We start from the raw sequence: 26954 nt of genomic DNA, 5'->3' as shown, positions 1-26954 counted from the left end.
ACCCCCCTTATCAAGGGTAGATCCCCCCGCCTATCGGCACCCCCCTTATCAAGGGTAGATCCCCCCGCCTATCGGCACCCCCCTTATCAAGGGGGGCAGGGGGGATCGAACCTAAAATCCATTTTTAATTTAATTATAACCAGCTACTTATAATAACTTTTTAGCAAAATCGATCGCCTCCTGAAAAACTGTAACTTTGCCTTCAATTTGGGCAATTTGTACCTCGGTTAATAACTTACCGATAATCGGACTAGGTTTCAGGTGTAAATGGTTAATTAAATCATCGCCCCTTAATAAAGGTCGGGGATGGGCGATAATATTATCGGGATCGAGATAGGAAGTCAACAGAGAAGCGACGATATTTTTGTTAATCCCCATCGATAAAGCAAAAAGGGCAAAGACAGGAAATACTTTTCCCGTATTTAGATAAATAAAATACTGTTCCCGCAGACTCAAATTATCTGGCTCCTTGAGGGGAGGTAAACACTTAATCACCGTGATTACCGTGCGAATTTCCCCCCTGGAATACTTGAGATCGATTAACTCTTTTTCCGCTTCTGCTAAGATATCCGATACCAATAGGGCCAATTTTGTCAACTGTAACTGAGAAGGGGAAAAGATAAATTTTTCTGGTAACAAAGATTCTAAAAATCCCGCTGCCGCTTCCACCCCCATAACTCGCTCCATTTTTGCGGGGGTAATCCGACGCAACCAGAGGGATAATAAGCCATCTTCCCAGGCACTTTTTAGCCATTTATTGCCACGGGAATTGAGCAAAAGGTAATTCAACTCGGATTGTACCCTTTCGGCGGCTACACGGCGCAATAAAGGGGCAAGAGAACGAATAGTTGCACGGGTATGGGGTTCGATCTCAAAGTCCAATTGAGCCGCTTGTCGATAAGCCCTTAATAATCTTAGGGGATCATCTTGGAGATTTTCCCTAGAAATCATCCGCAGAGATTGGCAGCCTAAATCTTTTAATCCCCCTAAAGGATCGAAAATTTCTTGGGTGTGGAGATTATAAGCGAGAGCATTAACGGTGAAATCCCGTCTTTTTAGGTCTATTTCCAGAGATTCTCCCTCCTGTTGCGCGAAATCAAGAGTCCCCTGCGGAAAAACGACGCGAGCAATTTGACGAACCGCATCTAAAACCACAAAACCGGCTTTATAATGATGGGCAATAGTTTGGGCAATTTCGATCGCTTTTTCGGGAACCACAAAATCTAGGTCAATATAGTCTTTCTGACGGTTTAATAAAGCGTCTCGCACAGCACCACCGACTAAATAAGCATTTTCTGGCAATTCTTGCTGATTAATCGCAAAAACTTCTTTAACTAAACTATCTAGGTTTTTTTGACAAGACATCGAGAAGATAAATTTACAAAAATATAATTTTTACCGGCCCTATTTGGGGAGAGACTGAGCTAGATTAACGGAAAAGACTTATAGAGTTAAACCTATGTGTATTTGTATTAACTGCTATTTTGTTGATCGCTGTCTCACCTATCATGCCGTAGAAACACAACATCAGGAACGTCATCTCACCGAGACACCGGACTTTGAAGCGAAGAACCCTTCTATTAACGTTAACATTCGCACCAAGGAAGATTATATCGAAATGGAATGGGATGTGGTGGGTTGCGACAGCTTTTTACGGGAAACTGGTAAATGGTCTAGTTTGCGTCCGGGTGAACCAATTCCCACCTAAAACACCTGAATTTACCCCCATACATATTTACTACAAAAGCCGAAAACCCTTATCCAGCAATAGATAGACCGGTTAAATTTTCTTGCTGTACTCGTGCAATAGTGGTCATGTACATGGAAAAAGTTCCGATTGAGTCGATGTGGATTGTTGAAGCTAAAGGACGCAGAGATGAAGCGAGAAATAGTTCTGTTCAGCTAATTTCAGGCGAAGAGGCTTTAGCGCAAGTCAGACGGCTGTAAGTGCGTTCGCCATGTTACAGGATAAAATAATTAAACCGAGTTGAAATCGAAGTCAAGGATATGGTAATTCGACAACCCCGCTACAGCAAAAAAGAATTTGCCCGACGTGGCAATGAACTCTATGAATCCCAAGTGCGCTCTCAAGTTGAAGAAGGCAATTATGGCAAAATTGTGGCGATTGACATTGAAACCGGAGCGTTTGAAGTTGCCGATGATTTGTTGACAGCATCGAAACAACTCTCTGCACGAGTACCTGATGCTCAGACTTGGTTTATTCGGATTGGACATCTAGCAGTCGATCACTTTGGTACAAGGAGTTTGAGAACAAAGCAATGATGCAAGGTCCTGTGAATCAAAGGTGTGAAGCGACCTTATCGATCGCGCTCAGGAATAATAAGACAGCGCAGATGGTAGATGCTGTAATTGATACAGGATTTTCGGGTTTTCTCACTTTGCCGTCTGACATAATTGCCACATTGGGGTTGAGTTGGGAGGGCCGAGATATTGCCACATTAGGTGACGGAACTTTCTGTACGTTTGAGGTTTACATCGGGCGCGTGATTTGGGATGGGCAATATCGTGAGATTTACATCAACGAATCAGAGACACTTCCACTAATCGGGATGCAGCTATTGCGAGGTTACGATCTGCGGATTCAAGCGATCGAGGGTGGTCTAGTCACGATTGAGGCTTTGGAGTAGAGTGCGATCGCCATCTTACACGATAAAATGAAGGAACCGAGTTGAAATCGAAGTCATACGGATCACCAACTCAGTTTGCGTCCTGGTGAACCAATTCCCACCTAAAATACCTGAACTTTCCCAATACATATCTACTACAAGAGCCAAAAACCCTTGTCCAGCAATGGATAGACCGGTTAACTTTTCTTGATGTACCCGTGCAATAGTGGTCATGTATATAGAAAAAGTTCCTAAGCGTTGTGTCTGGAATGGTTTTTATCAATGAGCATTGCTTAAAAGCAAATAATTCATAATTTAAGAGCGAGGTATTTATGGATAAAGAAGAAGAACTACTTGAACAATGGCGAGAATTGACACCGGAAAAGCAACAAAAAGTTTGGCAATTTGTTCAAATACTTAAATCTGAGTCACAAACAACACCAGAAGCTAAATTTATTCCCCAAACACCATTAAGCAAAAAGTTATGGGAAATCCGACAGAGGGCAATTTCGGCTGGATTGCAACTGCTCAATGAAGACGAAATAGAACAAGAACTTGCTGCACGTCGAGGAGGATGCAGTGAGTCATGAAATTGCTGGCACTTACGGTTTAGCGGCGATGGATGCACTTCATGTTGCTGCTGCGCTGCAAATTCAAGCTGATGAACTAATCACCACCGAAAAGCCAACCAAACCAATGCACCGAGTCAGGGAAATTCAGATTGTTTCAATAGACATCTCTTTTGCATGAGTAGAAAACGGGTTTCTCCGAGAAACCCGTTTTCTGTGCGTTACTCAGTCTCAACTTAGTTGGGGTTTAACAACCTTTCTAGATTTTGTTCACAGTTCTCTTTATGGGAGAGAATATTTAATTTTTCAGAAAGATGTAAGGCGCGTTGCCAGTGATTAATAGCTGATTTAAGATCATGGGTTTTTTCTTCAAATTCGGCCAAAACAATTAAAGTCTCTAGTTCTATATATCTTTCTCCAATATCGAGGGCAATATCTAAAGCTTGGTTAAGATATTGATAGGCTAGATCATCCTTTCGAGTGATACTATAAATTTCTCCTAATCCAGCGCAAGCATGGGCAACACTTGCTACATCTGAAATAGCTAAAGCTTTTTTCTTTTGTTGCTTAAAGTATTTTTCAGACTCCTGAAAATTTGCTTGTTGCCCATAAATTGAGGCTAAATTTCCCAAGGATAAAATAATTCCTGCTTCATCGGTTATTTGCTCAGATAAGTTAAGACTTCTTTGAGTATAATCGATAGCTGGATTTAAATCATTGATTCGCCGGTATGCTTCTCCTAAATTTCGTAAAGCCGTTGCTTGATAAATAAGGTTTTTTATTTTTTCTGCCCATTTTAAGTATTTTTCTAAACAAGCAATAGTCTGGTCAATTTTTCCCTGATAACCATAACAATTACCCAGATTTAAATAAGCAACATTAATAATCTCAAATTTTTCGTCACAATCGGGAACAATCTCGGCTAGATTTAAAACTTCATTCAGTCCTATTTCAGCGCTTAAATATTCCCCTTTTATTCCATCAATTGTTGCTATATTTTGTTTTCCTCTTGCTTTCCAAAGAGGATTATTTAATTGCTTGGCTAAGGATAAGAGTTTATCCGCATAATTTTTTGCTTGGTCAAATTGTCCTAATTCTCGATACATATAACCAAGTTCACTTAAACAGAGAAAATCGGTTTCATTGTCAAGATTTCCTAATAATTCTTTACACAGTTTTATGCCCTCTTCATAGCGTCCCCAGATGCGTAATTGTTTGTGCAAAGGGAAAGAAGTTGGATCATGAATTTCTAAGGGTAAAGAAAATAAAGATTTAGCTTCTTTATACCAACCTAATCGACATAGACAGAGAAATGCTTCCACATAACGACTTGCCCGTTCTTGAATAGAGAGATGCTGTCCCATTTTATCCTTAATATGGCGTTCATAACCAATTAAATGCCAGATAAATGCGCCAAAATGTGCTTTTTCAAAATGACTTCCTGTCGCTCCTAAAATTTCCCCTTTTTGTTTGACTTGAGCGAGTTCTCCAAAAACAGTAAAATCGATACTTGTGAGACGTTCTTTGACTCTTAATTGAGGAGATTTAAAATCATTCATGATTTGGGTTTCCTTCTTTTCTTTGGGTAGATACTAGACGCTTGAAAGCAACATTGCGAATTAAGCTGTGCTGTTTGATATGTGGTTCATATCCCAGTTGTTTTTGAGTTTCTACTAAATAACGGTTAAACAAGGTAAAAAGAGCTAGGTCTAAATCCTGTTCCTCGTATTCTGAAAATAATTGAAGATTTTCAAACCACGCATTTTTAAATTCAAAAGATGAATAAGTGGAGCCATAGATAAGCAATAAATAAGCAGTTTTAAAAGTGTTTTCAAGTCGCTCTATTGTTCTTTCGACTTCCTCCTCTAGCAGTTGTTTTCGTAATTGTTTGGTCATTAAGTTAACTTTGTAATAATCATCAGGATTGGCTTTTTGAGCTTCATCAATCATTTCTCTTAATCGTCGAAATCGGGATTTATTCTCCTCATAATAAATGCTGATATCTCCATTCAGTCTATCAATAATATCACCAGAAATTAAGCGGATAGCGAGAGGATGTCCCTCATAAAGTTTTCCGATCTCTTTAAGGTAAGCAAGGTTACGTCCATGAAGAATTAATTCGACTTCTGCTTGTTGAAATAAACGTTCAAATAACTGTAAACTTTCCTGCTCTTCTAATCCCATTAATGGCTGAATATGCCAATATTGAGCTTGACTAAAAGTTTCAAAATCTTCAGGCTTATCCTGCGAAGTTATCACAATTCGAGTCTGACAATCTTCGGCTTCTAATATTTTTTGAAAAAAGACTCGCCAGAGGGGGTCTTTAAAGCGATTACTGCCATCTTGTTGTTCTCCTTGTAAAAGATTTTCCATTGAATCAAACCAAATTAATCGACGATTATTGCTCAGATGATTAACCAGTTGAGTTAATAATTTTTCTGGGTTTTTTGCTTGTTTTGCCGTAACAGGTTCATCGCCACGATTGAGTAAATCAATAGCTGTGCTGATAAAGTTTTGTGCTTCTGATTGCGACTGTTGATCCTCCCGTTGATTAAACCCATCAAAATCAATAGGCGGTTCAGGAGGAAACCCTTCTTGACACAAAGCTAAGGCCAATTTGTAGGCGAGGGCAGTTTTCCCAATACCTGTTATTCCTGTAATTACGACAATGCGACAATCGCCTCTTAGTTTTTCCAGTAAATCACTTTGAAGAGACTCTCGCCCCACCCAGATAGGCTCGATATCTTGAGTCAGTTTTTGCAAAAGATTATCTAAATCTGCGACTTTTGAAGGGTCGATGTTCAAAGCTCGACAAAAGGCAAAAAAACCTTCCGATTGAATGTTTTTACCCCTCAAAAAATGATCTAAAGTCTCTGGTGAGCAGTTGTCGGCGTAATAAGAGTAATAAGTGTGGGCTGGGTCATTTGAAATTTCCTTCCAATTCCCATCGGGTTTGGCAAATTGACTAGCCTCGGTGCATAAGTATTTTCTAGTCCAGCCTTCTTTTTGTTTTTGCGCCCATCGGGTTTTGACTTGCTCAAGTCCCGCTACGGAGAGTTTTAACTTCATTGCTCTCTATTCAATCTACATAAGTTTACTTCTCTATTGTTGATCAATTATCCCCAGAAATTCTCATTTTTTGAAAAACTTTCTCTCAATGTGACTAAGTACATATCAGCTATTTGCTCAATTATAGGTATAGGAAGCCATTCAAGCTTTCTAATTCTTTCTAATTCCAGCTTCTTTTGCTTTTTGCGCCCAAAAATCATCGTTTTGCTTGCTTATCCGTAGAAATCTAAGGATTTCTATCGCTTTACTCCCAATGAAGAGAGCCTCATTGCTCGTTGTCCTCTTCCTAAGGGTAGCAAAATGGCTATTTCTCAAATAATCAACCAAACCAATGGTAAACAGTTTATCTCATTATCATCTACATCGGTGCGGCTACTGTCGTCGGATGGAGTTGATGTCAATCACTTATTTAGCGGTCAAATACGAGAGCGTCACTATGAGCAACTTTCTTGTTGGCTTAATTTAAAACCAAACGAGGAAAAGGACTTAACGGCACAAACATTTGCAACGCTAAAGACCACAAATTACACCCAAAAAGATCCCCTATTCACTTTAAGGACTGTCCGAAGAATGTTACAGGATAACGGTCTTCTCTTTGTCTATGATATATCCCAAACCCCTGATATTGAGCAATATGTGAAGATTCTGTTTTCTTGTGCTGGATTTATTGTATTAAATAACATTGGCAACTGCTGGATTCTTTGCAAAAGAGCCTTACTTTGTTTTGATGTGCCAAAGGTCAAAGGTTATCTGGTCAAGGAAGCGGAAACACCGGCAGAAATTGAATCCTATTTCTTATTTCTCAAGAATCGCTATCCTGAGTCACAAAATTATTGCAAAGAAATCGACGATTTATTTACTCACCAATCGGTTATTTTTCTAGCCTATCCTGAACAGAATCCCTCTCAGGTAATCGGTGTTGCACGTTATACCTATTCTCTGCCTGAATATGGCTACTATTTGCCTTGTCAACTGGCAACATTTTGTGAAGGAAAACACACAGGAAAGCATTTGATGTTACCCAAAAATGTAACAAGCATCGGAGAAAGTCTCTCTCTGTATGATGAAAAGGGAACTGGCAAAAAAGGAACAAGTTATCTTGTTTATCAGCAATTGATTCGAGCTATCTTGACTTACAAATATGATATCGCCCACACTGAAATTTCCTACACGACTTATCCAAAAGGGGACGAAACCATTGAAGCACTGTATAAAGAACGTTTTGGATTTAAGCACACTCTACACGATCATGAAAAAGTTTGCTTAAAATATGGAACATTTGCCGGTCAATGGTATCTCATTGAACTGGAGCAGTGGATGATTAAGCATCAGTACCACAACGCTGACCAGATTTTTCATAAACACAAGCAAGCGTTTGCTGTGTGAAGTCTAGCTCAACAGGTTTCCGATAAATACTAGATTTTGGGAACTTAAGGTAAATTATCCTGAAAATTGGCTATATCCTTAAGTGTCCCGAAGTTGATCTCAGCTTTAGATGTCATATTCCTTACTCTATAAGGGTTTGAGGCTATTTTAAAATTGATACCAGTTTGGGTAGATTCCCAAATTATTCTCAAGCTATACTGGCATACCAGATGCGGCCTGTTCAGCCGAAACTTAGAAATAAGTGGATGATTGGCTTTTGTTGAGTAGCTGATAGGGTAGAGTTAGCACTTTACCTGAATAAATTGTATGGTTTTGGTGTATTATGTATCAACAACAAGTTCAACTTTTGGGAAATCCTTTAACGCTTAAAGTCAGCAATCCAGATGTTAATCAGTCCTGTAATATTATTGGAATTGATAACAATGGAGAAGGGAAATCTTTATACGTCTATAATGTCGTAGCGGATGCGTTAGAATCTAATAAACGCAATATTGAAGACTTAATCAAGGAATATGAAAGACAGACAAATATTGCTTTAAAAGTTTTGATTGCGCTATCCGATGGCGTTATTTGGGTACTAACCACTGTTATGAATATCTTTACCTCTATCTTCGGAGGAGTTGGTGGTGCTGGAATTTATGGCATCATGTTTGTCTTAATTATCCTTGCTTTGTTGGCGATAGCATGGATTTATGCCTTAATGGTAATTCTACCTCTTATGGCAATTTCTTATGGTACTAGACTGTGGTTAGAACAAGTTTCTAAAAAAGCCATAGAACAATTAAGCAGAGACGCAAGAGAGGTGGCGCGTAAATCTTTAAAAGGAACTCAAGATTCTTTACAATTACCTGAAAATAATTCGTAATTTACCTCAAAAATTATCTTTTTTCTAAGCCAATAAGAGGATTTAATGAACAGTTTCTGGCAAGACTTTTTTACCTTTCGGAAAATGGTCAGCATTACCATTATCAAGTTTCTCTATATCTTAGGCTTGTTTCTGATTACCCTAGGAGGTTTAAGTGGACTATTTCAGCAACCTTTAGCAGGAATCGCTACTTTAATTATTGGTAATTTATTCTGGCGAATTTTCTGTGAATCATTGATTCTAGTTTTTAGTATTCACCAAGAATTAGTCAAGCTTAACAGTAAGTAATGTTTTCAGCAATTGACCATCTTGCCAATTGAAAATCATGAAAGAAATTAACTTCATCTTATCTATTTTTATCCTGAGTCAGCTAGGGTTTAGCTTACCACTTAAAGCTCAATCTCGCTGTCAAGCAACCATTAATTCTGTTGTTAATGAAATAGAATCTAAAGGAGTTAGAAAGGTGATAGTAGAAAAAGGAAGTGTAACAAATCAGGGGAATCCCACTAATAGAAAGAATGAATTAATGCTGTTATTAAGTTCTTACTTAGATAATACTGGTACCTCTGGTGATCAAAGAAGTGGTTGGATTGTTTCAAACATTATGGCTTCCCGTGTTTTAATGAAAAGTTATGCCGATAGAATTGTTTCTAATTGTCAAGATATTGCTGTTGTTGCGTTTGTTGCAGGTGGCTCAGATTGGAGAATAGAGTTTGCTATTCAATCTGATGGAAAAACTCGCCTACGGGATTGTATTCCTTCTGGTAGTAATTTAACTGCTAATTGGAATCAGACGTATTGTCATTAAGCTTCTAAAAGTCTTAATTAACCTCAAATATTTCTTTCATTAATTTAGCAAAAAATATGAAAATTACTCATTTATTTTTTATCACCTGTCTTGTCAGTTTAACCAGCTTAGTCTTACCAGTAAACGCTCAAACATGGCGTCGTCATCAAGAAAATAACTATCGTAATGTGGTAGCTATTGTTAAACCTCATCGGAGTGGATATTGTAGCAATCATTTTATTCGACAAGATGGCAGGGTTTATGACGCAAGAAAGGGGACTCGTGGAAGTTATTTAATTGTTGATCAAGTCGTCTCATTGACAGGTGTTAAGTACCTAGGCAAAATTATTTACACATGACGATCATTGCCCCGTAAGGGTTTTAGCTCGATCGGGCAGGTAATTAATTTTGCATGACTACTTATTAACACCAATAATAGAGGTGATAAAATTTGGCAAGTTTTCTATCAACCCTCACGCACAACCATGTGGTTACATGACTGTGATTTATCTATTCCTCAACTCGTTGATTAATTAACAATAACCTAGAGGTTTAAACATGAAAACAATTCAAAATTCGATTGCTCGTATGATTGCTAATAGAGAGAAAATTTGGCAACAATATGATCGGGCTGATTCTAATCGAAAAGACCTAAGTAAACGCTTTGCTAAATATTATAGTAATACAAGTAAAGTTACGACTATTTCCCCCTTAACTTCTCAACAATTAGCCCCAGCTGAAATTGAAGCTTGTCTGGATAAATTAGAAGAAACAGACCGTAAAATTAACCAAGAAAAGTCTAACATAGAATCTCATAAAAATGAGATAGAGTCTTTAAAAATGAAGGCTCGTAACCTAATCATTGGGCTAAGTGTAGGAGGCGCTTTCTTGTTGTTTACTTTATTTGTTTTTATTAAAGGTAACTCCTCTGATGACTCTAATTCTTCTCAACTGTATCAGTTAAATACTCAAAAAAATGTTTTAAAATTATCTAAACAAGGAGAATAATGCTTATGTTTTGGCAACAACAAATTGAAGGGTTAAACCAAAAAATTGAACAAAGTAGTCAACGCATAACCGACTATTTAGGGTTTTGTGCTTCTTTGTTCAATCATGGTAAATTAAACGGCGAACAATTACCTAATTATTTTGGAAAATTTCTCCAAGATAGCTATCTATCGACTCAATCCTATTTAGAACAGCAACCATTAGAAATAATAGGAAGTTGGCAAGATTATCGTTGGGAAAATTGGAACATTAACGATCATTTATTATCCTCATTAGAGCCTACAGAATTAATTCGTATTGGTCAATTAGTTGAACAAAGATCGAGTAATAACACTTTTTGTGTTCCCGAATTTGCTCCCTTTGTTGGTGGGAATAAAACTATTATTATTCGCTGTAGCAATAATACCCGTAATATGGGGCTAGAATTACTGCAATCTCTTGTGATTCGTACCGCTATTTTACTTCCTTATCAAATACGTTATACCTTCTGTGATCCCGTTAATAATGGGGGTGCATTTTTAATGCGTCGTTCCCTTCCTGAGGCTTTGATTAGAGAAAATAGTGGCGAAGTTTATCGAGATTTATTAGAAGTAACTCAAGATATTCGTCGCGTCAAAGAAACCTATTTAGATCCTCAGTCTCCTGCCTTACATTTACTCCCCCCAGATATTCGAGTCAATGAAAGATTTGAGGGTATTTTTGTCGCAGATTTTCCTAAAAGATATGACCGTAGAGATATTGAAGAATTACAAAAAATTGGTAATAGTGGACCAGAAGCTGGAAGATATGTGTTTATTCACTATAATCAAGATATTGATCTCCCTAGAGATATTAATATGAGTGGGTTTGAAAATGCCTTTTATATTGATCTCAGTCAACAGTCAAAGACAGCAACATCTTGTCAACTTCAATTTAAAGCGGATAGTATTCCCGACGCGGATTTACAAAAACAATTACTTGATAAAGTTAAACAAGCTAAACCCCCCGAACGAAAATTAGATTGGGATGATATAGTAGGAATTGATCCGCAAAATTGGTGGAATTATAGTAGTGAAGAATGGATAACCACACCTATCGGTGGAAGAGGAAGTTCTGATCAATTAAATATTTGGTTTGGTAAAGATAGCGAAGGTCATCAATGCGCTCATGGTATGCTAGGAGCAATGACTGGATCAGGAAAATCTACCCTGTATCATGGGCTTATTTTAGGCTTGGCAACTCGTTATAGTCCCTCAGAATTAAGATTTTATCTCATTGATGGCAAATATGGCGTAGAATTAGCCCCCTATCGCAATTTGCCCCATACCGAAGTAGTTTCCTTACATTCCTCCCCTGAATTATCCCGTAGTGTTTTAACTGAATTAATCGCCGAAAAAGAACGACGTAACGCCTTATTTAAAAGATTAGGGGTGTCAGAATTGGCAGTTTATCGCCGCCTAGGACAACCAGAGGGCAAAATGCCCCGTATTCTTCTAATTATTGATGAATATCAGGAGTTATTTTTTAACGACAAAGAGGATACTGCTTCCAGTCAACTACTGATTTTAGCCCAACAGGGGCGGAGTGCGGGTATTCATATGTTACTCGCTTCCCAAAGGTTTGGGGCTGAAGGAATGCGGAATCAAACGGGAATTTTGGGTAATATTCACCTGAGAATGGGAATGCAGATGTCAAAAACAGAAATTCAAGCCCTGACAGAATTTGGAAAACGAGGAAAACAATTATTAATGACCTGTGATTTGCCGGGGAAAATTGTTATTAATGACCGTAGCGGCGATGATAACTCTAATTATTTTGGGAAAGTGGCATTTATCGAAAAATCTCGCCGAGATATGATCATTAACGCTTTATCTCAAAAAGCTGATCAACTCTCCCCAGAAGATTACACGGAAACAGTGGTCTTTGATGGAGATTCTCAGCCTAATTTAGCAGATAATCCTCAATTACGCCATATTTTAGATTACGGTAAATGGTTAACCTCAGAAGATTGGGAAAAAATCGCCCGTTTACCTTTCTACAAAGGAGGATTAGGCATTTCTGACTGGTTTAGTGCAGAATACCCGGTCTTAACATGGCTAGGACAAGAATTTAGTGTAAGGCAACAGGCAAGGCTGATATTACGCCGTCGTCCAAGTGAAAACGTTCTAGTTATCGGTGGAGACTATAATACAGCCCGTTATGGAATTCTATCGGCTATTTTGACCAGTCTTGCTATTAATGGCAATCTTCAACAAACTCGTTTTGTTGTGGTAGATCGCAGTGTATCCGGTACACAATGGCATTTAGCATTGGAAGAAGTGTGTCAGATTATTCTAAAACCTTTGGGCTTTACGACGGCATTTAACCGAGAAAATCGAATTATTACGGCAATTTTGAACAATTTAATTGTTCAACTTGACGAAAGAAACCAACTCAGTGAAGCAGACTTGATGACTCAACCTTCTATTTTCGTCATCATGACGGAATTAGATAGAGTAGATGACTTAAGACGGAGCAATGAGCAGTCTTATAGCCCAGAAAGTCACTTAACTACTCAAATTAAGCGATTATTGAAGGAAGGACCGAGTAAAGGTATTCATCTCATCCTCAGTTTTTCAGGGATCAAGGCTTTCTCTAATGTCCTTGATATTCGGCGAAATTTAGCTTATTTTCGCCATAGAGTCGCTTTACAGATGTCAGAAGATGATTCTTTCACCTTTGTTAGTGATCGCCAAGCCTCACGTTTACAAGCAGATGGAGATGTTCCAATTAAAGCCCTTTATCGGGATACGGATAGCGATCGCACTACTCTTTTTAAACCTTATAGTACGGAATCTACACCCGAATTTAAGCAACAAATAGAGAAAATTGCTAATAGTTTAATCAAAAGAGCTTAAAGCTTAATTTAACCATGGATGACTCATTTTTACAACTCAAACACTTTCAACAGACCCTCGAACAATTCCATGATCGCGTTCAATCGGCGTGGCGAGAAGTGGAAACCACCTATGAGGATCTTTCTCCCCATTGGCAAGACCAAAAACGACAAAAACATGATGAAATGTGGCTTGATTTGCAAGAAAAGACTAATAATTATTATAGTCGCCAAATTCCCACCTATAATGATTTTTTAAACCATAAATTACAAGTATTAGAGAGGTATTTAAACGGTGGATAATTCCCGAAAAACAGCCCTTTTAGCCTATCAAACTGCACTCAATCAATATTATTTGATTTTAAGCGAAGAATTGGAATTTCTCGATACGGCATGGCGATCGCTTGATGAAGTTTTTCAAGGATCAGTCGCCGAAGAATTTACAGGTTTTTGGACAAGAACCTTGGCAGAAATGGAAGATTCAAGGCTAGAAGTTCAGAAAATCCTCAATTTTATCCAAGAAATCCCCGATAAATCTTAATCATTATGACTATTCAAGATCCCCGTATTCTCATTAACCTTCTCAATGACTTAATTGAAGAACTTAGATACTGGAAAATAACCGCCCGTGATACCCTGGATCAAATGTCATGGCATCAAAGGCAAAGTGAAGAAAAAGTCAGTCAAGCTCTGTATCATGCTTCAATTATTCAAGATCAGGCTAAAAATGATCAAAAATTAGTTGATCAGGCTAATGATGAACTTGCTCAATTGTTGTCTAATTGTTATCAAGTTTTAGAAAAAGCTCAACAAAATTTGGCAGCAGCTCAAAATACCCAAAATCAGGCGCAATCAACCTTAAATCACTGGCAAACTCAGCTAAATCTTGCGTTAGCTTGGTTAGAAAGGGCAGAAGACCGATTACAACGTGCCATAAACGAAAGAGAGCAAGCAGAATTTACTTTACGCAGTGCAGAATCTGAATTACAAAGCGCACAATCCGCCCTCACCAGTTGCCAAAATTCAGGCTATACTGACAAGGATGGACAATATCATGCGCCCAATTGTTCTGGTCAGCAAGCTAAGGTTAGTCAAGCCCAAAATGCGGTTCAAGCTGCAATCCAACGCTTAAATAAAGCCATTGAAGAAGAAAAAGCAGCAAGAGAAGAAGTCGCACGAGCGCAAGCTAGGGTTAATTGTTGTCGAAATGCCATCGGATATGCTCAAACAGCCGTCTATCAGGCGAATATTACTTTAAATTATGCCCATAATGCCCTGAGTTTTGCCGAACGTAGTTTAGAAAACGCAGATGCAGCTAGACGGGAAGTTGATAGAGCGCAATTAGAGGCAAGCAATGAGCAGGAAATGGCAGATTTAATGTCTTTAGCCGTAAATAATGCCCGCAATTTCACCGAAGAAGCCCGAAATGATTTCAAAGGAGCGGAAAAGCAAGGAAACTCCGCTCAATGTTTAGAAATTGGGGTAACAAGAGAAATAGAATATCGAGTAGAAAGTCTGATTGAATTCAACCGTCCTTTTCAATTTTAGTGATTTTTGGAGGATAAAAAATGATGGAAGATATTGTTTGGAAGATGCAGCAGCGATCTCGCACTCTGCAAGACTATCGTAAAGATATTCGAGGCCTATGGCAAGATGAGGCTGCCAAAACCCTTAATCGTCGTTATCTTGACCCCCATGAAGATGACGATCAGAAAATGATAGAATTTTTGCAGAAACAGGTACAAGGCTTAGAAAAAACTAATGAGGAGTTGGTTAAAGCCAAAGATTATGCTTTAGAGGCTGAACGCTATTCCCAACAAGTTGAACATTTCTTAGAACGAGAAAAACAGGAAGTTAAACAAGCTTATTATTCTTATGATCGATCTATCGAATATTACGGCTTAACTCAAGCAGAATTACCTAATATTCACAGATTAATTCAACAAGCTAATCGCAGTTGTAACTAAAAAAGATATTTATATTACGAAATTTTATTAAAATAAATGTTTGATAAATATCTATCTTAGACAGAAAAAAAGATGAATAACTAAGAGAATAAAAACAATGTTAAGTTACCAGAATATCAAAACTATTTTTTCTCAGAAATCATTTTTAGCTATTGCAGCTGAAACTTATGAAAGCTATAAAACAGAAACAGGTGGCATTTTTTTAGGAATTAGAAACCCTAATAAATGGTATATTTTAGAAACCTTAGATTCGGGTTTAAATCCTATCTTTCGCCCCGGCTATTTTGAGTATGATAATGCTTATATCAACCACCTGTCTAACAAAATTGCCAGATTTTATCGAGAACCCATAGAAGTTCTTGGACTATGGCATAGACATCCGGGCAGTTTTGATTACTTTTCCTTAACTGATGATACAATTAATAAAAAATATGCTTCTCAACATTCTGAGGGAGCTATTTCTGCCTTAGTTAATTTTGACCCATTTTTTCGATTGACTATGTATCACGTTTCCCTCCCTTCTCAATCTGATTCACGACCCCAATATACTAAGCTTTCTATAGAAATTGGAGATCAATTAATCCCCAAAAATTTGCTAACTATTAAATCTTTATCCGATTATTTATCAATAGTTAATGATTAATTTTCTTCAATCTAGTTACACAAGTATTAACTTTTTTCATACTTAACTTAATTGACGGTGAATAGATTATCAGGCTATAATCCTAAAAAGTGAAATTTCAGACTATGCCTAATCTCAATACCAGTGCTAACGTCAAAAAAAGAATTCTGATCTTCTTAGAAAGACTATTAACTCATGTTAATAAGGAATCACGAGATCATCAGTATTGGTCGAATCACCTATCTTTCAGGTGGCTTGCAGAAGGTGCATCACATCCTAAGCTAATTGTCTATACAACTTTAAAAATATTAACAGATTTTTGTCATGGAATTACTAAGCAAAAGTTAGGGGCTGCCATTACTGTTGAACAGATGAGAAATGACCTTAAGGTTTTACAAGAATGGGAAATACTAACAGATAATAGATACAAACAAGCTAAAGGCGCGGCAAATTTGCACTTTACCCTAAATCTTTGGCATTCATCAACAGAAGAAAATTTGAAAAAATTTGAGGAAGAATGGGATAAGCGTAAATCTCCCAATCTTGAAAACTCATCAGTTAAAACAGAAATAAATTATGATAATTTCGGATTAATTCCTGATATTTCTCAGATTTATGGTAGAGAAAAAGAACTAGAATTATTAAAACAAAAGTTTTTTCAAAATAGTCCCCCGTGTAAAATTATCGGAATTTTCGGAATAGCAGGAATCGGAAAAACATCTCTTGTCTGTAAACTGATTGAGCAAACTCAAGAGGAATTTTCTCGTGTTATCTATTGGTCTTTTTTGAATCCTCCTTTACCCCTAGAATTTCTGGAAAATACAAGTAATATTATTTCACAAAATATCAGTTTTAAGACAGAAGATAAATTTAAAATAAAACTGATAAAATTTATCAAGATACTAGCCAAATCTCGTTGTTTATTATTTTTAGATAATATTGATGCGATTATTGAGCATGAAAACTATCGAGAATATAGCGAAATTTTACAAGCAATTGGTCAGTCAAAGCACAATAGCTGTTTAATTATAACCAGTCGAAAAATTCCTCAAGAACTTGAATCGTTAGTGGGAAATAAAACTTCAACTTATTTCCGAGAGTTACAAGGACTTGACTATCAAACTGGACGACAAATTTTGGGAGATATTGACACCTTTCATGGTTCAGAGGATGAATGGCAATTTTTAATTCAACAAGTCTGTCACGGCAATCCTTTATTCATCAAATCTATCGCTCATCATATTCAAGAAGTTCATCATAATAACCTCTCGGATTTTCTTTTAAAAGGGAATCTTCTGATAGAAAAAATCGAGTCTGTTTTAAATTCTTACTTTCAGCAACTATCTGATTTAGAAAAAGCGATTATTTTTGAGTTAGCGATTAATCGAAATCCAGTTTCTTTGTCGGAACTAGAACATAATATTATCATTGAACCTGACGGTAAAAGTATCCAAGAAGGGATCAGATCATTATCTAGCAAAATTCTGTTAGATAAAAAAGATGACTACTTTACCATACATCCTCTACTGATTGAATATTTCACTCAAAAAATTATTACCATAGCAACCGAAGAAATCAAAACTCAAAAATTCCAATTATTAAGAAGTAACTCCTTGACTAAAACCACTGTTCCTGATTATCTAAGAAAGATTCAAATTAATGTTATTTTACACCCAATAATCAAGAACTTAATCCATAATTTTCAAGAAAACAATCTGGAAAGCAACCTAATCGATTGTTTAAAGACATTAAAACATCAATCTTCTGGACAAATTGGCGGCATTGCTGGCAATATTATCAACTTACTTAATATACTGAAAAATGGTCACTTAATCGGCTACGATTTTTCTCATATCTCTATTCGACAAGTCGATTTTTCAAACATTAGACTCAACCAAGTAGATTTTTCATACTCACAGTTTTTTGACTGTATTTTCCCTCAAACTTGTGGTAGTATTTTATCAATTTCTTGTAGTCAGTTTGATCCCTCTCTTCCAAGAGAATATCTTTTAGCAACTGGTGACAGTCATGGGATGATTTACCTCTGGAAAGTCAAACAAGACGGAAAATTAGAATTAAGCAAAAGCTTTCCTGCTCATGGAAGCTGGGTGTGGTCAGTAGCCTTAAATTCCGAGGGACAGTTACTAGCAAGTGGGGGACAAGACGGAATTATTAAAATTTGGTCTATTACAACAGATCTATCTATAAATTGTCATTCTTTGCCCCACCCTTCTCAAAAACATCATGCTCCTATTAGAGCAGTTACTTTTAGTGCTGATAGTAAGTTTTTAGCCACAGGAAGTGAGGACAAAACCATCAAAATATGGTCAGTTGAAACAGGAGAATGTCTCCACACCCTTGAAGGACATCAAGAACGAGTGGGTGGTGTTACTTTTAGTCCAAATGGTCAACTTTTAGCCAGTGGCAGTGCTGATAAAACCATCAAAATATGGTCAGTTGACACAGGAAAATGTCTCCATACTCTTACAGGACACCAAGATTGGGTTTGGCAAGTTGCCTTTAGTTCCGATGGTCAACTTCTAGCCAGTGGAAGTGGGGATAAAACCATTAAAATATGGTCTATTATAGAAGGAAAATATCAAAATATTGATACTTTAGAAGGACATGAAAGCTGGATTTGGTCAATTGCTTTTAGTCCAGACGGTCAATATATAGCCAGTGGAAGTGAAGATTTTACACTGCGATTATGGTCAGTAAAAACCAGAGAATGTCTTCAATGTTTTAGGGGATATGGCAATCGATTATCATCGATTACTTTCAGTCCCGATAGTCAATATATTTTGAGTGGGTCTATAGATCGATCGATCCGATTATGGTCTATCAAAAACCATAAATGTCTTCAACAGATTAATGGTCATACTGACTGGATCTGTTCAGTAGCTTTTAGTCCCGATGGAAAAACATTGATAAGTGGAAGTGGAGATCAAACGATTAGATTATGGTCAGGGGAAAGTGGCGAAGTAATTCAAATTTTACAAGAAAAAGATTATTGGGTTTTATTGCATCAAGTCGCAGTTAGTGCGAATGGTCAACTGATTGCTAGTACCAGTCACGATAACATCATTAAACTTTGGGATATTAGGACAGATGAAAAATACACTTTTGCTCCAGAACATCAAGAGCGCGTATGGTCGATCGCTTTTAGTCCTAATAGTCAAATGCTGGTAAGTGGTAGTGGAGATAATTCTGTTAAGCTTTGGTCGGTTCCGAGAGGATTTTGTCTCAAGACTTTTGAGGAACATCAGGCCTGGGTATTATCAGTAACTTTTAGTCCTGACGGAAGATTAATAGCAACTGGTAGTGAAGATCGAACTATAAAACTCTGGTCTATTGAAGATGATATGACTCAATCTTTGCGGACTTTTAAAGGTCATCAAGGAAGAATTTGGTCTGTTGTCTTTAGCTCTGACGGTCAGCGATTAGCCAGTTCAAGTGATGATCAAACGGTCAAAGTTTGGCAAGTCAAAGATGGTAGATTAATTAATAGTTTTGAAGGTCATAAGTCTTGGGTATGGTCAGTAGCTTTTAGTCCCGATGGGAAGTTACTAGCAAGTGGAGGGGATGACGCAACAATCCGAATTTGGGATGTTGAAACAGGTGAACTTCATCAACTCCTGTGTGAACATACTAAAAGTGTCAGGTCAGTCTGTTTTAGTCCCGACGGTAAGACATTGGCCAGCGCAGGTGAAGACGAGACGATTAAACTTTGGAACCTAAAAACAGGAGAGTGTCAGAACACTTTACGCTCTCCTAGACTTTATGAACAAACAAATATTAAGGGAGTAGAAGGGTTGAATTATGAAACGAGCAACACCATGAAAATTTTAGGAGCTTTTCTGTCACGTTGAAAAAAAGATAGAAGTTAGCCAAGGGAGTCTCAATGAGAGGTAATCCCGATCTGAAAATCCCTAAAACCACACTTCATAATTCAGGCTCTTTGGCGATTTTTGTCAATTGTTTTTGCTCTAGAGCGAACTAATCAATTAAGTCTCTTGCCAGATAAGGATTTAGTCGATTTATGCCCCCCTATTGAACCATACCAAGTAACGAAGAACCCTAACTCTTTTGGTTAGAAAAAGATAAACTTGAGAATCTTCAGTCAAATTTATTGACTCAAAATCAGCTGTACTTAATTTAAATGAATCAACCCTAGGGGTTTGGGGGGTTCTACCCCCCAAAGACGTGGATTGAGTGATAAAATCGGAAGTAATTAAGTACCTAAGCAAAATTAATTACACATTTCGATAAAGCTTTTGCCTCTTGCCTATTGCCTCTTGCCTGTCTTCACTAGGAAATTTATTTTGCATGACTACTTACCAATTTTAGAAGACAGTTTACATTTAAAAATCCCAACTCAACAGATTTACAAAAATGAGATGCACCGAGGGTTGAACAGGTTGCAACCCCGATAATTAATTACAGAACCCGGAAAATAAAAGGATAACGGAAAACCTTATAAGCATCGTTCCAGACTTGCAGGATAGCAAGAATGGGGAGAACAATATTCACCACAGCAAGAATCGGTAAGAGCAAATAACCGATTAAAACCCAAACTAGAATCCCAGCAATTAGGTAGTATAACCACATATTCAGGTGAAAGTTTAAAGCTTCTTTGGCGTTTTCCTTCACCGTTTCATCATCAGAAATGAAATAAATAGCTAAGGGAATCCCCACCGATACCAGCGTAGCACTCAAAAAGATCGAAGCATGACAAGCCACGGATAGGAGTCTTTTTTTGGTTAAATCTTCACTCATGACCATCGGGTTTATCCCCCTAAAATTGTCGTAGAAAGCGGATATCGCTATTATAACAACGGCGAATATCGTCTATCTCATGTAATACCATAGCAAATCTTTCCACGCCAAAACCGGCAGCAAAACCCGTATAGATTTGGGGGTCATAACCGACTGCTTTTAAGACATTGGGATCCACCATACCACAGCCCATCACCTCCAACCATTTGCCTTTCCACTGTACATCTACCTCGGCCGAGGGTTCGGTAAAAGGGAAGTAGGAAGCGCGGAATTTAACCGGTAAATCAGCCCCAAACATTTGCTTAAGAAATTCTTTAATTGTTCCTTTCAAATCCGTAAAAGTTAATCCCTTATCCACCGCTAATAATTCCACTTGATGGAAAACCGCGGAATGGGTTGCATCCACGGTATCACGACGATAAACCCGGCCCGGGGCCACAATCCGAATCGGGGGTTCGTGACTTTCCATGTAGCGAATTTGGACCGGGGAGGTATGGGTCCGCAATAAACGACCATCCCTCAAGAAAAAAGTATCCTGCATATCCCGGGCCGGATGGTCAGCAGGGATATTTAAAGCCTCAAAATTATAATAATCGCTTTCTACCTGCGGCCCAGTGGCGATGCTGTAACCCAGACCGACGAAAATATCGATCATGCGATCAACTGTGCTATTTAAGGGGTGAATTCGCCCTAAAGGACGGCTAAGAGCAGGTAGGGTGACATCGAGGGTTTCCGCCGCTAATTTCGCTTGAATTTGGGCATTATTTAGACTTTCTCGCCGGGATTCCAGCAGCGATTGTACTAATTCTTTGACCTCATTAGCGATCGCACCGAGGCGCGGTCTCTCTTCGGGGCTTAATTTGCCCATTTCCCGTAAAATCTGCGATAATTCTCCTTTCTTACCCAGATAATTCACCCTTAGCTGTTCTAAGTCTTCTAGGGTTGTTGTTTCTTCGATGGAATTTTCCGCTTTCCCTGCTAAGGTTTTTAGGGCAGTTTCGATCGGATGGGGGGATAAACTCATAATTAGGGCATTTTCTAGGGCAGCATTCTAGTCTAGTTTATCTGCTCGGGTGGCGGGAGAGGCAGCATCAATCAAAGCTAATAGCTATGTGCTACGATGGAGATCGAGAATAAAAGTCGGCACTGCGGCTCGTTGTCAGTATTAATGGTCAAAGCGTTTCTGTTTAGTATTGGTTCAGCTAGTTCCCGAAATCTTGGTTCTCTACAAATCTGTTGTTTTTATCTGTGCAAGGATAGGTTTTATGTCAATTTATGTTGGTAATCTCCCCTTCGAGGTTGACCAAGGCGACGTAGTTGAGGTTTTTAACGAATACGGTAAAATTAAGCGCGTTCACCTCCCCATGGAGCGGGAAACGGGAAGAAAACGCGGGTTCGCTTTCGTGGAAATGGAAACCCCAGAGGAAGAAGCTGCCGCTATTGCCGCTCTTGACGGCGCTCAATGGATGGGACGAGAATTAAAAGTCAATCAAGCTCGTGAAAAAGAACCCAGATCTTCCTTCGGTGGTGGCAATCGCAATCGAGATCGTCGCTACTAATCCCCAATCGTAACCATTCTAGGCTATGATTACCTAACTTGTTTTCATTGTCAATAGGGGGAGCGAGCGCTCGTTTCCCCGCTTGTCTATCTAACATCCCAAGGAGATTCTTGTGGCTAAACGTCGTAATTTGAAAAAAGAAAAAGCTGAACGCAACCGTGCCTACGCGCGTCAATTCCGGGCTGCCTCTAATCGTACCACCACCAGAGGAGGTAGAGGCGGTTATTCCAGCGATCAAAGACAATCTTCGGAAAATGAAGGGGCAGCCGATACCTAATCTGCTGACTTAGTTAATCTAGCAATAAAAGCCATAGCCTCGCTTTTATTGCTGACTATTCCATCTAAAGTCGCCCCCAACACCGCCGCAAGTAACGATTTAAACTGGGGACCGGGTTGATAACCCAAAGCTTTTAGGTCATTGCCGTCGATAGGAGCCTCAATCTGCGACCATTTAGTTAAATATTGCCAGATTAAACCCCTAATCCTAGTCTGACTCCTCACCGCCACCAATAACAAACTAGGAACCTGATAACCATTGAAAAAGCTGACAATTTGACTAACGGGTCGATCATAAGCAAAATTATTGCTAATCTCCCTTTCCATAACTTCTAGTTTTTGTAAACGCCCCACAGTATCTTTAGGCAATTGTAAGTTATTAGCGATCGCTATTCTTTCCCCCACAGCCAGAGAAGCGATTAATAATTCCAACCGCATTAACCAAACATTCACCGGCAATTCCAGACTTAAACAATCTAACCAACGACTGAGACAGCGCAATTGTCGCCATAAAGCCCGATTTAAACTTAAATCCCCGTGTAAACAGTGCAAAGCCCCCAAATCAGCCAACTTTTCTAAGGCACTTTCCCAGTAATCCGCCTCTAAAATATAATTCAACTCCGCTTTTAAACGGGACTGTAAAGCGGGTGCATTCTGATTTTGTTGCCGTGAGCGATCATAAACCCCACTTTCGATCGCATACCTAATATAGTTTTCTGTCAAGGGTTCAATAACAAATCTTAAGCGAGTGGCAAAACGCACCGCTCGATAGATGCGCGTTGGATCCTCAATAAAACTATTAGCGTGGAGAACCCGGATGTGTTGGGCGCGTAAATCCAACATACCGCCAAAAAAGTCGAGTAATTCCCCCTCTTTCGGCGAAGTTAGGCGAATTGCCAGAGCATTAATCGTAAAATCCCTTCTATACAAATCCTGTCGAATCGAACTAGCCTCCACTTGGGGATTACTGGCAGGATAGGGATAGAATTCCGTGCGTGCCGTGGCGATATCCACCCATAACGAGCCAAAACGCTCATCTTTGTGCCATAACAAAGCCGCCGTCTGAAATTCCCCGTGAATCGATAACCGGGCCCCCGGATAAATTTCCTGTAAACAATTAGCCAATTCTACCCCCGCACCCACATCGGCGGCACGATGGCAGCCATCCACCACTAAATCGATATCCTGTAACAATAAACTATCCCTTTCTGTGGCTAACAATAAATCCCGCACCGCACCCCCAACCAGATAGAGATGCCAACCGCGTTTTTGAGCGGCAGCGGCAGCAGCTTGCAGGAATGACCATAAAATCGGCTCTAAACGCTCTTTAATCGCCGGTAAAAGACAGGAAACCAAAGCAACCCCTTCAAAACGCACCCGCTCATTTTGATGAATCTGTCTTAATACATCTGTACGAGTGACGATACCGACTAACTGCCCATTTTCTAGTACAGGTAAACGCCCCAAATCATACGTTACCATCAGCGACTCGATTTCCTGAAGAGAAGTGTCGGGGGTAATAGTTTTCGGATTACAAGTCATGTATCCCTTCACAGGAGAGCGAGAAAAGCCGTGATGGAGAGCTAAATCGAGGTCACGACGAGAAATCACCCCAACTAAGCGATCCTGCTCATCTACCACCGATAACCCCGAATGGCCGTAACGAAAAAGGATGCGCTCGGCTTGAGATATGGAAGTATCGGGACGAATTGTCCGCACCGGAGAAGACATTAAATCCCTAGCGGTAGGAGAAGGGGGAATTTGAGCAATTAAGTCCCCCAGTAGTTGATTTAACTGTTGAACTGGCTGAACATCGCGAAAACTCACCGAAGCGGCCTGAGCATGACCACCGCCGTTATAGGGGGAAAAAAGCTGATATAGATTCACTCCATCGATCCTAGAGCGACCAATCACAGTTAAACGCTGTCGGGAATTATCTTCCTCGTCTTTACTATAACTATGGCCAAAAAGTAACGCATCACTATCGGATAATTCCAGTAGGCGCTCGGCTACACTAGACAAACCCGGGATAAAATCGGCAGTATGGAGGAGAACGTGGGCGATTTTACGGTCATGGATCGTTTTAATCTCTAGATTTTCCCAAGCAAGGCTAAATAACTCCTGTAAGCGCGGGGAAAAACTCGGTTGACAGTATTGGGCGATCGTTTTAATGTTAGCAGCACAGGTCATTAACCAAGCCAAAGCATAGGCATCCCTGGGGGTACTACCGGCAAAAGTCAGGGAACCCGTGTCAACGTGAATACCGAGCGCCATTACCGTCGCTGCCATCGAGTTTGGTTTAATCTGGGCTTTTTGTAAAGCTTCCACAATTAAAGTCGTGGTGGCTCCCACCGCTTCTAAATGGACGCTAGAGGCGTGAATATCACTTTCACTATCCAAATGATGATCATACAATTCGATCGCCTGTAAATGCCCTAAATCGAGCCACTGGGAGGCTTTTCCCAGACGCTCTCGCCACTGATTATCAACGATAATTAAAGAGCGAATACTGGCCGGATTGACACTACGCAGTTCAATTAAAGCGAATTCATCCCGATGCAGGGCCAAAAATTCCCTTACTGTTGGGTGCGCTCCCCCCGTTAACACAATGCGACTACCCGCTTTCAGCAACGATAAACCCACCGCTGCCCCCAAAGCGTCAAAATCCGCAGTTTGATGACATAAAATTAAATCCATAGTTTTTTTGAGGTTTTAGGGGTTGGGGGTTAGGGGTTGAGGGTTGGGGGTTTTGGGGTTTTAGGGTTTTGGGGCATTAGTTGAATTTCCCCATTTCCCCACCACCTATCCCCTATCCCCTAATCCCTATCTCTTATTTCCATTAAGTAACAAAATTTGGTAGGGTTGAAAACTGCGAGAGTAAGTTGCTCCAAAAGAGGTAAAATCAGGATACATCCGAGAGCCGATGACCTTGAAGATGGGCGCAAGCAACCCGTAAATCCATAACCTAAATGGTTCAAAAATATGGTAGTAGCGAAGATGTTGATCTTTCAAGCGAGGTAGTCAATTAGGATATGTGCAAAAGTAAGTTCAAATGCCTTGTGGCTATGAACTAAAGGTCTTGCCGTTTAGACCTTGGATGTCCTTATTCTTTGAGCGGAAGTAAACCACTCATTTAACAAGTCCTTCCAAAACTTCAGTTGTCTATAACTCTGGAGAACGGTACTATATCAGGGAGAATTATCTAATATCAAGTGTTTTAGGAGAACCCGATCATGTCCATTGTCTTTCAATTCTTTCTCATTGCCCTAGTTTTATTTTCCTTGCTGATGGTGATTGGGGTTCCCGTTGCCTATGCTTCCCCCCAAAACTGGGATCAATCGAAACCCCTCCTCTATGTGGGTTCGGCAATTTGGGCGATTTTAGTCGTTGCCGTCGCTATTTTAAACTTTTTAGTTATTTAGTCTTGATCAGGAGAACGGGAGTCAGGAGGAGATAGGGTGATAGGGTTTTGGGGTGATAGGGTGATGAGACAGCTTCCCCCACTCCCCACTTCCCCACTTCCCCACTTCCCCACTCCCCACTCCCCACTCCCCACTCCCCACTCCCCACTCCCTATCCCCTTTTGCCTATGACTGTTTTTGAGGGAAATTTTACCGAGGATATATCGTCCTTGCGCTTTGCGATCGTGATTGGTCGTTTTAATGATCTCGTCACTGATAAACTGTTATCAGGCTGTCAAGACTGTCTCAAGCGTCACGGGGTTGATGTCAATCCCGATGGCACACAAGTGGATTATATCTGGGTACCCGGTAGCTTTGAAGTGCCAATGGTAGCCCGTCAAGTCGCCCTTTCCCACCGTTACGATGCCGTCATTTGTCTAGGGGCAATTATTCGCGGCCAAACGCCCCATTTTGACTACGTTGCCGCCGAGGCTGCTAAAGGCATCGCCGCGGCCTCTTTTCAGACCGGTGTTCCCGTTGTCTTCGGTATTCTCACCACTGATACTCTACAACAGGCCCTCGAACGGGCCGGTATTAAAAGTAATTTGGGCTGGAATTATGGCCTATCTGCCCTAGAAATGGCTAGTCTCATGCGTCAATTGCGCCCCCGGGATGAAGATAAACCCCTAGAATTATTGCAAAATAATCCCCAACAGGCACTGATGGAAGGCTAAGAAAATTCCCCCAGCATTTAGGATTTTAGTTGTCCCCACTCCCGGAGTTCCAATGATGAGCGAAGCTGAACAGAACAAATATATTAACCAACTCAGACGGCAATTAGTCAACGCTGTCGAGAGAATCAAGACTCTGGAATTAGATTTAGAACCAGAGGGGCGGATTACGGCAGCTTTTGACGCTATGGAACGGCATATAGATGAAAAATTCGCCGCAGTGGATGAAAAATTCGCCGCCATTGACAAGCGCTTTGATCGTTTGGAACATCAGTTCAACCGACTACAGGCTAAGATAGAAGTGGTTCTCGAAGCTATTACCGGTTTGGGGGATTTGCCAGAATTTGACATCCTCGCCGCCCTAAAAGTGCGGCGATTCCTAAACCTCACGATTTAAGTTTCTGCTTCCACCACCGTCGCATACCACAGTTAAAAAACCATGTACTGTCTTACACAG

Annotated in this window: 29 protein-coding genes; 23 read left to right on the top strand and 6 right to left on the bottom strand. The window is 39.6% G+C overall.

The genetic code is table 11. From position 1 onward, the window contains the following. Positions 1 to 147: 147 nt before the first annotated feature. Positions 148 to 1365 carry a tRNA nucleotidyltransferase/poly(A) polymerase-related protein gene (locus EWV66_RS00390; protein ID WP_052276196.1) on the bottom strand — a complete coding sequence of 406 codons (1218 nt, stop codon included), beginning with the start codon at positions 1363 to 1365 and terminating at the stop codon, positions 148 to 150. A gap of 94 nt (positions 1366 to 1459) precedes the next feature. On the opposite strand from EWV66_RS00390, the gene EWV66_RS00385 reads away from it, so the two are divergent. The 5 genes from EWV66_RS00385 (at position 1460) to EWV66_RS00365 (ending at position 3377) form a co-directional block, all read left to right on the top strand. Then, positions 1460 to 1708, top strand: coding sequence for a Ycf34 family protein (locus EWV66_RS00385; protein WP_002745598.1), 249 nt, complete (start codon positions 1460 to 1462; stop codon positions 1706 to 1708). A gap of 299 nt (positions 1709 to 2007) precedes the next feature. Further along, entirely contained in the window at positions 2008 to 2283 is a 276-nt protein-coding gene (locus EWV66_RS00380) for a hypothetical protein (RefSeq protein ID WP_052276197.1), read from the top strand. After that, positions 2280 to 2648: a clan AA aspartic protease gene (locus EWV66_RS00375; RefSeq protein ID WP_052276198.1), complete on the top strand. Its 369-nt coding sequence runs from the start codon at positions 2280 to 2282 to the stop codon at positions 2646 to 2648. Before EWV66_RS00380 ends, EWV66_RS00375 begins: the two co-directional genes overlap by 4 nt. A gap of 311 nt (positions 2649 to 2959) precedes the next feature. Continuing rightward, a complete protein-coding gene (locus EWV66_RS00370; RefSeq protein ID WP_052276199.1) occupies positions 2960 to 3217 on the top strand; it encodes a hypothetical protein in 258 nt (85 codons plus the stop codon). Continuing rightward, complete coding sequence (locus EWV66_RS00365; RefSeq protein ID WP_052276200.1) at positions 3183 to 3377, top strand: PIN domain-containing protein; 195 nt, start codon at positions 3183 to 3185, stop codon at positions 3375 to 3377. The genes EWV66_RS00370 and EWV66_RS00365 overlap by 35 nt, the downstream gene beginning before the upstream one ends. A 55-nt stretch (positions 3378 to 3432) precedes the next feature. Here EWV66_RS00365 and EWV66_RS00360 read toward each other — a convergent pair whose 3' ends face one another. Continuing rightward, complete coding sequence (locus tag EWV66_RS00360; protein WP_287107687.1) at positions 3433 to 4755, bottom strand: tetratricopeptide repeat protein; 1323 nt, start codon at positions 4753 to 4755, stop codon at positions 3433 to 3435. Further along, entirely contained in the window at positions 4748 to 6265 is a 1518-nt protein-coding gene (locus EWV66_RS00355) for an nSTAND3 domain-containing NTPase (protein WP_287107685.1), read from the bottom strand. Before EWV66_RS00355 ends, EWV66_RS00360 begins: the two co-directional genes overlap by 8 nt. A 300-nt stretch (positions 6266 to 6565) precedes the next feature. Between EWV66_RS00355 and EWV66_RS00350 the strand changes: the two genes are divergently transcribed. The 13 genes from EWV66_RS00350 to EWV66_RS00290 all read left to right on the top strand — a co-directional run bounded on the left by EWV66_RS00350 (position 6566) and on the right by EWV66_RS00290 (position 19623). Next, entirely contained in the window at positions 6566 to 7651 is a 1086-nt protein-coding gene (locus EWV66_RS00350; RefSeq protein ID WP_287107684.1) for a hypothetical protein, read from the top strand. Between the two features lie 322 nt (positions 7652 to 7973). After that, positions 7974 to 8516: a hypothetical protein gene (locus tag EWV66_RS00345; RefSeq protein WP_002803048.1), complete on the top strand. Its 543-nt coding sequence runs from the start codon at positions 7974 to 7976 to the stop codon at positions 8514 to 8516. Between the two features lie 45 nt (positions 8517 to 8561). Next, a complete protein-coding gene (locus tag EWV66_RS00340; RefSeq protein WP_052276204.1) occupies positions 8562 to 8804 on the top strand; it encodes a DUF4282 domain-containing protein in 243 nt (80 codons plus the stop codon). Positions 8805 to 8841: 37 nt separating this feature from the next. Next, positions 8842 to 9324, top strand: a complete 483-nt coding sequence (locus EWV66_RS00335; protein ID WP_052276205.1) for a hypothetical protein — start codon at positions 8842 to 8844, stop codon at positions 9322 to 9324. Between the two features lie 56 nt (positions 9325 to 9380). Continuing rightward, positions 9381 to 9662 (top strand): hypothetical protein, encoded by a 282-nt coding sequence (locus EWV66_RS00330; protein WP_287107683.1) that lies wholly within the window; start codon positions 9381 to 9383, stop codon positions 9660 to 9662. A gap of 199 nt (positions 9663 to 9861) precedes the next feature. Further along, positions 9862 to 10311 carry a hypothetical protein gene (locus EWV66_RS00325; protein WP_287107682.1) on the top strand — a complete coding sequence of 150 codons (450 nt, stop codon included), beginning with the start codon at positions 9862 to 9864 and terminating at the stop codon, positions 10309 to 10311. Between the two features lie 5 nt (positions 10312 to 10316). After that, positions 10317 to 13187 carry an FtsK/SpoIIIE domain-containing protein gene (locus EWV66_RS00320; RefSeq protein WP_287107681.1) on the top strand — a complete coding sequence of 957 codons (2871 nt, stop codon included), beginning with the start codon at positions 10317 to 10319 and terminating at the stop codon, positions 13185 to 13187. Between the two features lie 14 nt (positions 13188 to 13201). Continuing rightward, positions 13202 to 13468 (top strand): hypothetical protein, encoded by a 267-nt coding sequence (locus tag EWV66_RS00315; RefSeq protein ID WP_002741504.1) that lies wholly within the window; start codon positions 13202 to 13204, stop codon positions 13466 to 13468. After that, on the top strand, positions 13461 to 13706 hold the full coding sequence (locus EWV66_RS00310; RefSeq protein ID WP_002779144.1) for a hypothetical protein: 246 nt from the start codon (positions 13461 to 13463) through the stop codon (positions 13704 to 13706). The genes EWV66_RS00315 and EWV66_RS00310 overlap by 8 nt, the downstream gene beginning before the upstream one ends. A 5-nt stretch (positions 13707 to 13711) precedes the next feature. Beyond that, positions 13712 to 14713, top strand: coding sequence for a coiled-coil domain-containing protein (locus EWV66_RS00305; RefSeq protein WP_052276208.1), 1002 nt, complete (start codon positions 13712 to 13714; stop codon positions 14711 to 14713). 20 nt (positions 14714 to 14733) lie between these two features. Beyond that, positions 14734 to 15132: a hypothetical protein gene (locus tag EWV66_RS00300; RefSeq protein ID WP_002779140.1), complete on the top strand. Its 399-nt coding sequence runs from the start codon at positions 14734 to 14736 to the stop codon at positions 15130 to 15132. A 97-nt stretch (positions 15133 to 15229) separates the two neighbouring features. Next, entirely contained in the window at positions 15230 to 15775 is a 546-nt protein-coding gene (locus tag EWV66_RS00295) for a Mov34/MPN/PAD-1 family protein (protein WP_046662089.1), read from the top strand. Between the two features lie 104 nt (positions 15776 to 15879). Then, the gene (locus tag EWV66_RS00290; protein ID WP_287107679.1) at positions 15880 to 19623 is read left to right on the top strand and encodes a WD40 repeat domain-containing protein; all 3744 of its coding nucleotides are present in this window, start codon (positions 15880 to 15882) and stop codon (positions 19621 to 19623) included. 568 nt (positions 19624 to 20191) lie between these two features. On the opposite strand, the gene EWV66_RS00285 is transcribed toward EWV66_RS00290, so the two are convergent. After that, a complete protein-coding gene (locus tag EWV66_RS00285) occupies positions 20192 to 20536 on the bottom strand; it encodes a DUF4870 domain-containing protein (RefSeq protein WP_002762429.1) in 345 nt (114 codons plus the stop codon). A 13-nt stretch (positions 20537 to 20549) separates the two neighbouring features. Then, positions 20550 to 21554 (bottom strand): phenylalanine--tRNA ligase subunit alpha, encoded by a 1005-nt coding sequence (pheS, locus tag EWV66_RS00280; RefSeq protein ID WP_072923568.1) that lies wholly within the window; start codon positions 21552 to 21554, stop codon positions 20550 to 20552. 241 nt (positions 21555 to 21795) lie between these two features. Here pheS and rbp point away from each other — a divergent pair, with 241 nt between their 5' ends. Both rbp and EWV66_RS00270 read left to right on the top strand, forming a co-directional pair. Continuing rightward, a complete protein-coding gene (gene rbp / locus EWV66_RS00275; RefSeq protein ID WP_052276213.1) occupies positions 21796 to 22089 on the top strand; it encodes an RNA-binding regulator in 294 nt (97 codons plus the stop codon). Positions 22090 to 22201: 112 nt separating this feature from the next. Continuing rightward, positions 22202 to 22366, top strand: coding sequence for an Asl3888 family RNA-binding protein (locus EWV66_RS00270; protein ID WP_002733784.1), 165 nt, complete (start codon positions 22202 to 22204; stop codon positions 22364 to 22366). Here the strand turns inward: EWV66_RS00270 and EWV66_RS00265 are convergent. After that, positions 22363 to 25062 carry a CBS domain-containing protein gene (locus EWV66_RS00265; RefSeq protein WP_287107678.1) on the bottom strand — a complete coding sequence of 900 codons (2700 nt, stop codon included), beginning with the start codon at positions 25060 to 25062 and terminating at the stop codon, positions 22363 to 22365. The two genes, EWV66_RS00270 and EWV66_RS00265, sit on opposite strands and share 4 nt — an antisense overlap. Positions 25063 to 25598: 536 nt before the next feature. On the opposite strand from EWV66_RS00265, the gene psbZ reads away from it, so the two are divergent. From psbZ to EWV66_RS00250, 3 genes are all read left to right on the top strand, one after another. Continuing rightward, on the top strand, positions 25599 to 25787 hold the full coding sequence (psbZ, locus tag EWV66_RS00260) for a photosystem II reaction center protein PsbZ (RefSeq protein ID WP_002732865.1): 189 nt from the start codon (positions 25599 to 25601) through the stop codon (positions 25785 to 25787). Positions 25788 to 25954: 167 nt separating this feature from the next. Then, positions 25955 to 26500, top strand: coding sequence for a 6,7-dimethyl-8-ribityllumazine synthase (gene ribH, locus EWV66_RS00255; protein ID WP_052276215.1), 546 nt, complete (start codon positions 25955 to 25957; stop codon positions 26498 to 26500). A 55-nt stretch (positions 26501 to 26555) separates the two neighbouring features. Further along, positions 26556 to 26894, top strand: coding sequence for a hypothetical protein (locus EWV66_RS00250; RefSeq protein WP_081417801.1), 339 nt, complete (start codon positions 26556 to 26558; stop codon positions 26892 to 26894). The last annotated feature ends 60 nt before the right edge of the window (positions 26895 to 26954 follow it).

It is taken from the genome of Microcystis sp. M_OC_Ca_00000000_C217Col, from assembly GCF_007095585.1.
In the GTDB taxonomy this organism is placed as follows: domain Bacteria; phylum Cyanobacteriota; class Cyanobacteriia; order Cyanobacteriales; family Microcystaceae; genus Microcystis; species Microcystis panniformis.
The sequence above is the reverse complement of the archived record's forward strand: the minus strand, read 5'-3'. Positions and strand labels throughout refer to the sequence as shown.

Coding starts and splice junctions, on each gene's coding strand:
- EWV66_RS00320 (WP_287107681.1), top strand. CDS start 10,317: ATGTTTTGGCAACAACAAATTGAAGGGTTAAACCAAAAAATTGAACAA.
- EWV66_RS00250 (WP_081417801.1), top strand. CDS start 26,556: ATGAGCGAAGCTGAACAGAACAAATATATTAACCAACTCAGACGGCAA.
- EWV66_RS00350 (WP_287107684.1), top strand. CDS start 6,566: ATGGCTATTTCTCAAATAATCAACCAAACCAATGGTAAACAGTTTATC.
- EWV66_RS00290 (WP_287107679.1), top strand. CDS start 15,880: ATGCCTAATCTCAATACCAGTGCTAACGTCAAAAAAAGAATTCTGATC.
- EWV66_RS00295 (WP_046662089.1), top strand. CDS start 15,230: ATGTTAAGTTACCAGAATATCAAAACTATTTTTTCTCAGAAATCATTT.
- psbZ (WP_002732865.1), top strand. CDS start 25,599: ATGTCCATTGTCTTTCAATTCTTTCTCATTGCCCTAGTTTTATTTTCC.
- rbp (WP_052276213.1), top strand. CDS start 21,796: ATGTCAATTTATGTTGGTAATCTCCCCTTCGAGGTTGACCAAGGCGAC.
- EWV66_RS00265 (WP_287107678.1), bottom strand. CDS start 25,062: ATGGATTTAATTTTATGTCATCAAACTGCGGATTTTGACGCTTTGGGG.
- EWV66_RS00335 (WP_052276205.1), top strand. CDS start 8,842: ATGAAAGAAATTAACTTCATCTTATCTATTTTTATCCTGAGTCAGCTA.
- EWV66_RS00375 (WP_052276198.1), top strand. CDS start 2,280: ATGATGCAAGGTCCTGTGAATCAAAGGTGTGAAGCGACCTTATCGATC.
- ribH (WP_052276215.1), top strand. CDS start 25,955: ATGACTGTTTTTGAGGGAAATTTTACCGAGGATATATCGTCCTTGCGC.
- EWV66_RS00345 (WP_002803048.1), top strand. CDS start 7,974: ATGTATCAACAACAAGTTCAACTTTTGGGAAATCCTTTAACGCTTAAA.
- EWV66_RS00380 (WP_052276197.1), top strand. CDS start 2,008: ATGGTAATTCGACAACCCCGCTACAGCAAAAAAGAATTTGCCCGACGT.
- EWV66_RS00325 (WP_287107682.1), top strand. CDS start 9,862: ATGAAAACAATTCAAAATTCGATTGCTCGTATGATTGCTAATAGAGAG.
- EWV66_RS00300 (WP_002779140.1), top strand. CDS start 14,734: ATGATGGAAGATATTGTTTGGAAGATGCAGCAGCGATCTCGCACTCTG.
- EWV66_RS00305 (WP_052276208.1), top strand. CDS start 13,712: ATGACTATTCAAGATCCCCGTATTCTCATTAACCTTCTCAATGACTTA.
- EWV66_RS00360 (WP_287107687.1), bottom strand. CDS start 4,755: ATGAATGATTTTAAATCTCCTCAATTAAGAGTCAAAGAACGTCTCACA.
- pheS (WP_072923568.1), bottom strand. CDS start 21,554: ATGAGTTTATCCCCCCATCCGATCGAAACTGCCCTAAAAACCTTAGCA.
- EWV66_RS00340 (WP_052276204.1), top strand. CDS start 8,562: ATGAACAGTTTCTGGCAAGACTTTTTTACCTTTCGGAAAATGGTCAGC.
- EWV66_RS00315 (WP_002741504.1), top strand. CDS start 13,202: ATGGATGACTCATTTTTACAACTCAAACACTTTCAACAGACCCTCGAA.
- EWV66_RS00385 (WP_002745598.1), top strand. CDS start 1,460: ATGTGTATTTGTATTAACTGCTATTTTGTTGATCGCTGTCTCACCTAT.
- EWV66_RS00390 (WP_052276196.1), bottom strand. CDS start 1,365: ATGTCTTGTCAAAAAAACCTAGATAGTTTAGTTAAAGAAGTTTTTGCG.
- EWV66_RS00370 (WP_052276199.1), top strand. CDS start 2,960: ATGGATAAAGAAGAAGAACTACTTGAACAATGGCGAGAATTGACACCG.
- EWV66_RS00355 (WP_287107685.1), bottom strand. CDS start 6,265: ATGAAGTTAAAACTCTCCGTAGCGGGACTTGAGCAAGTCAAAACCCGA.
- EWV66_RS00330 (WP_287107683.1), top strand. CDS start 9,381: ATGAAAATTACTCATTTATTTTTTATCACCTGTCTTGTCAGTTTAACC.
- EWV66_RS00285 (WP_002762429.1), bottom strand. CDS start 20,536: ATGGTCATGAGTGAAGATTTAACCAAAAAAAGACTCCTATCCGTGGCT.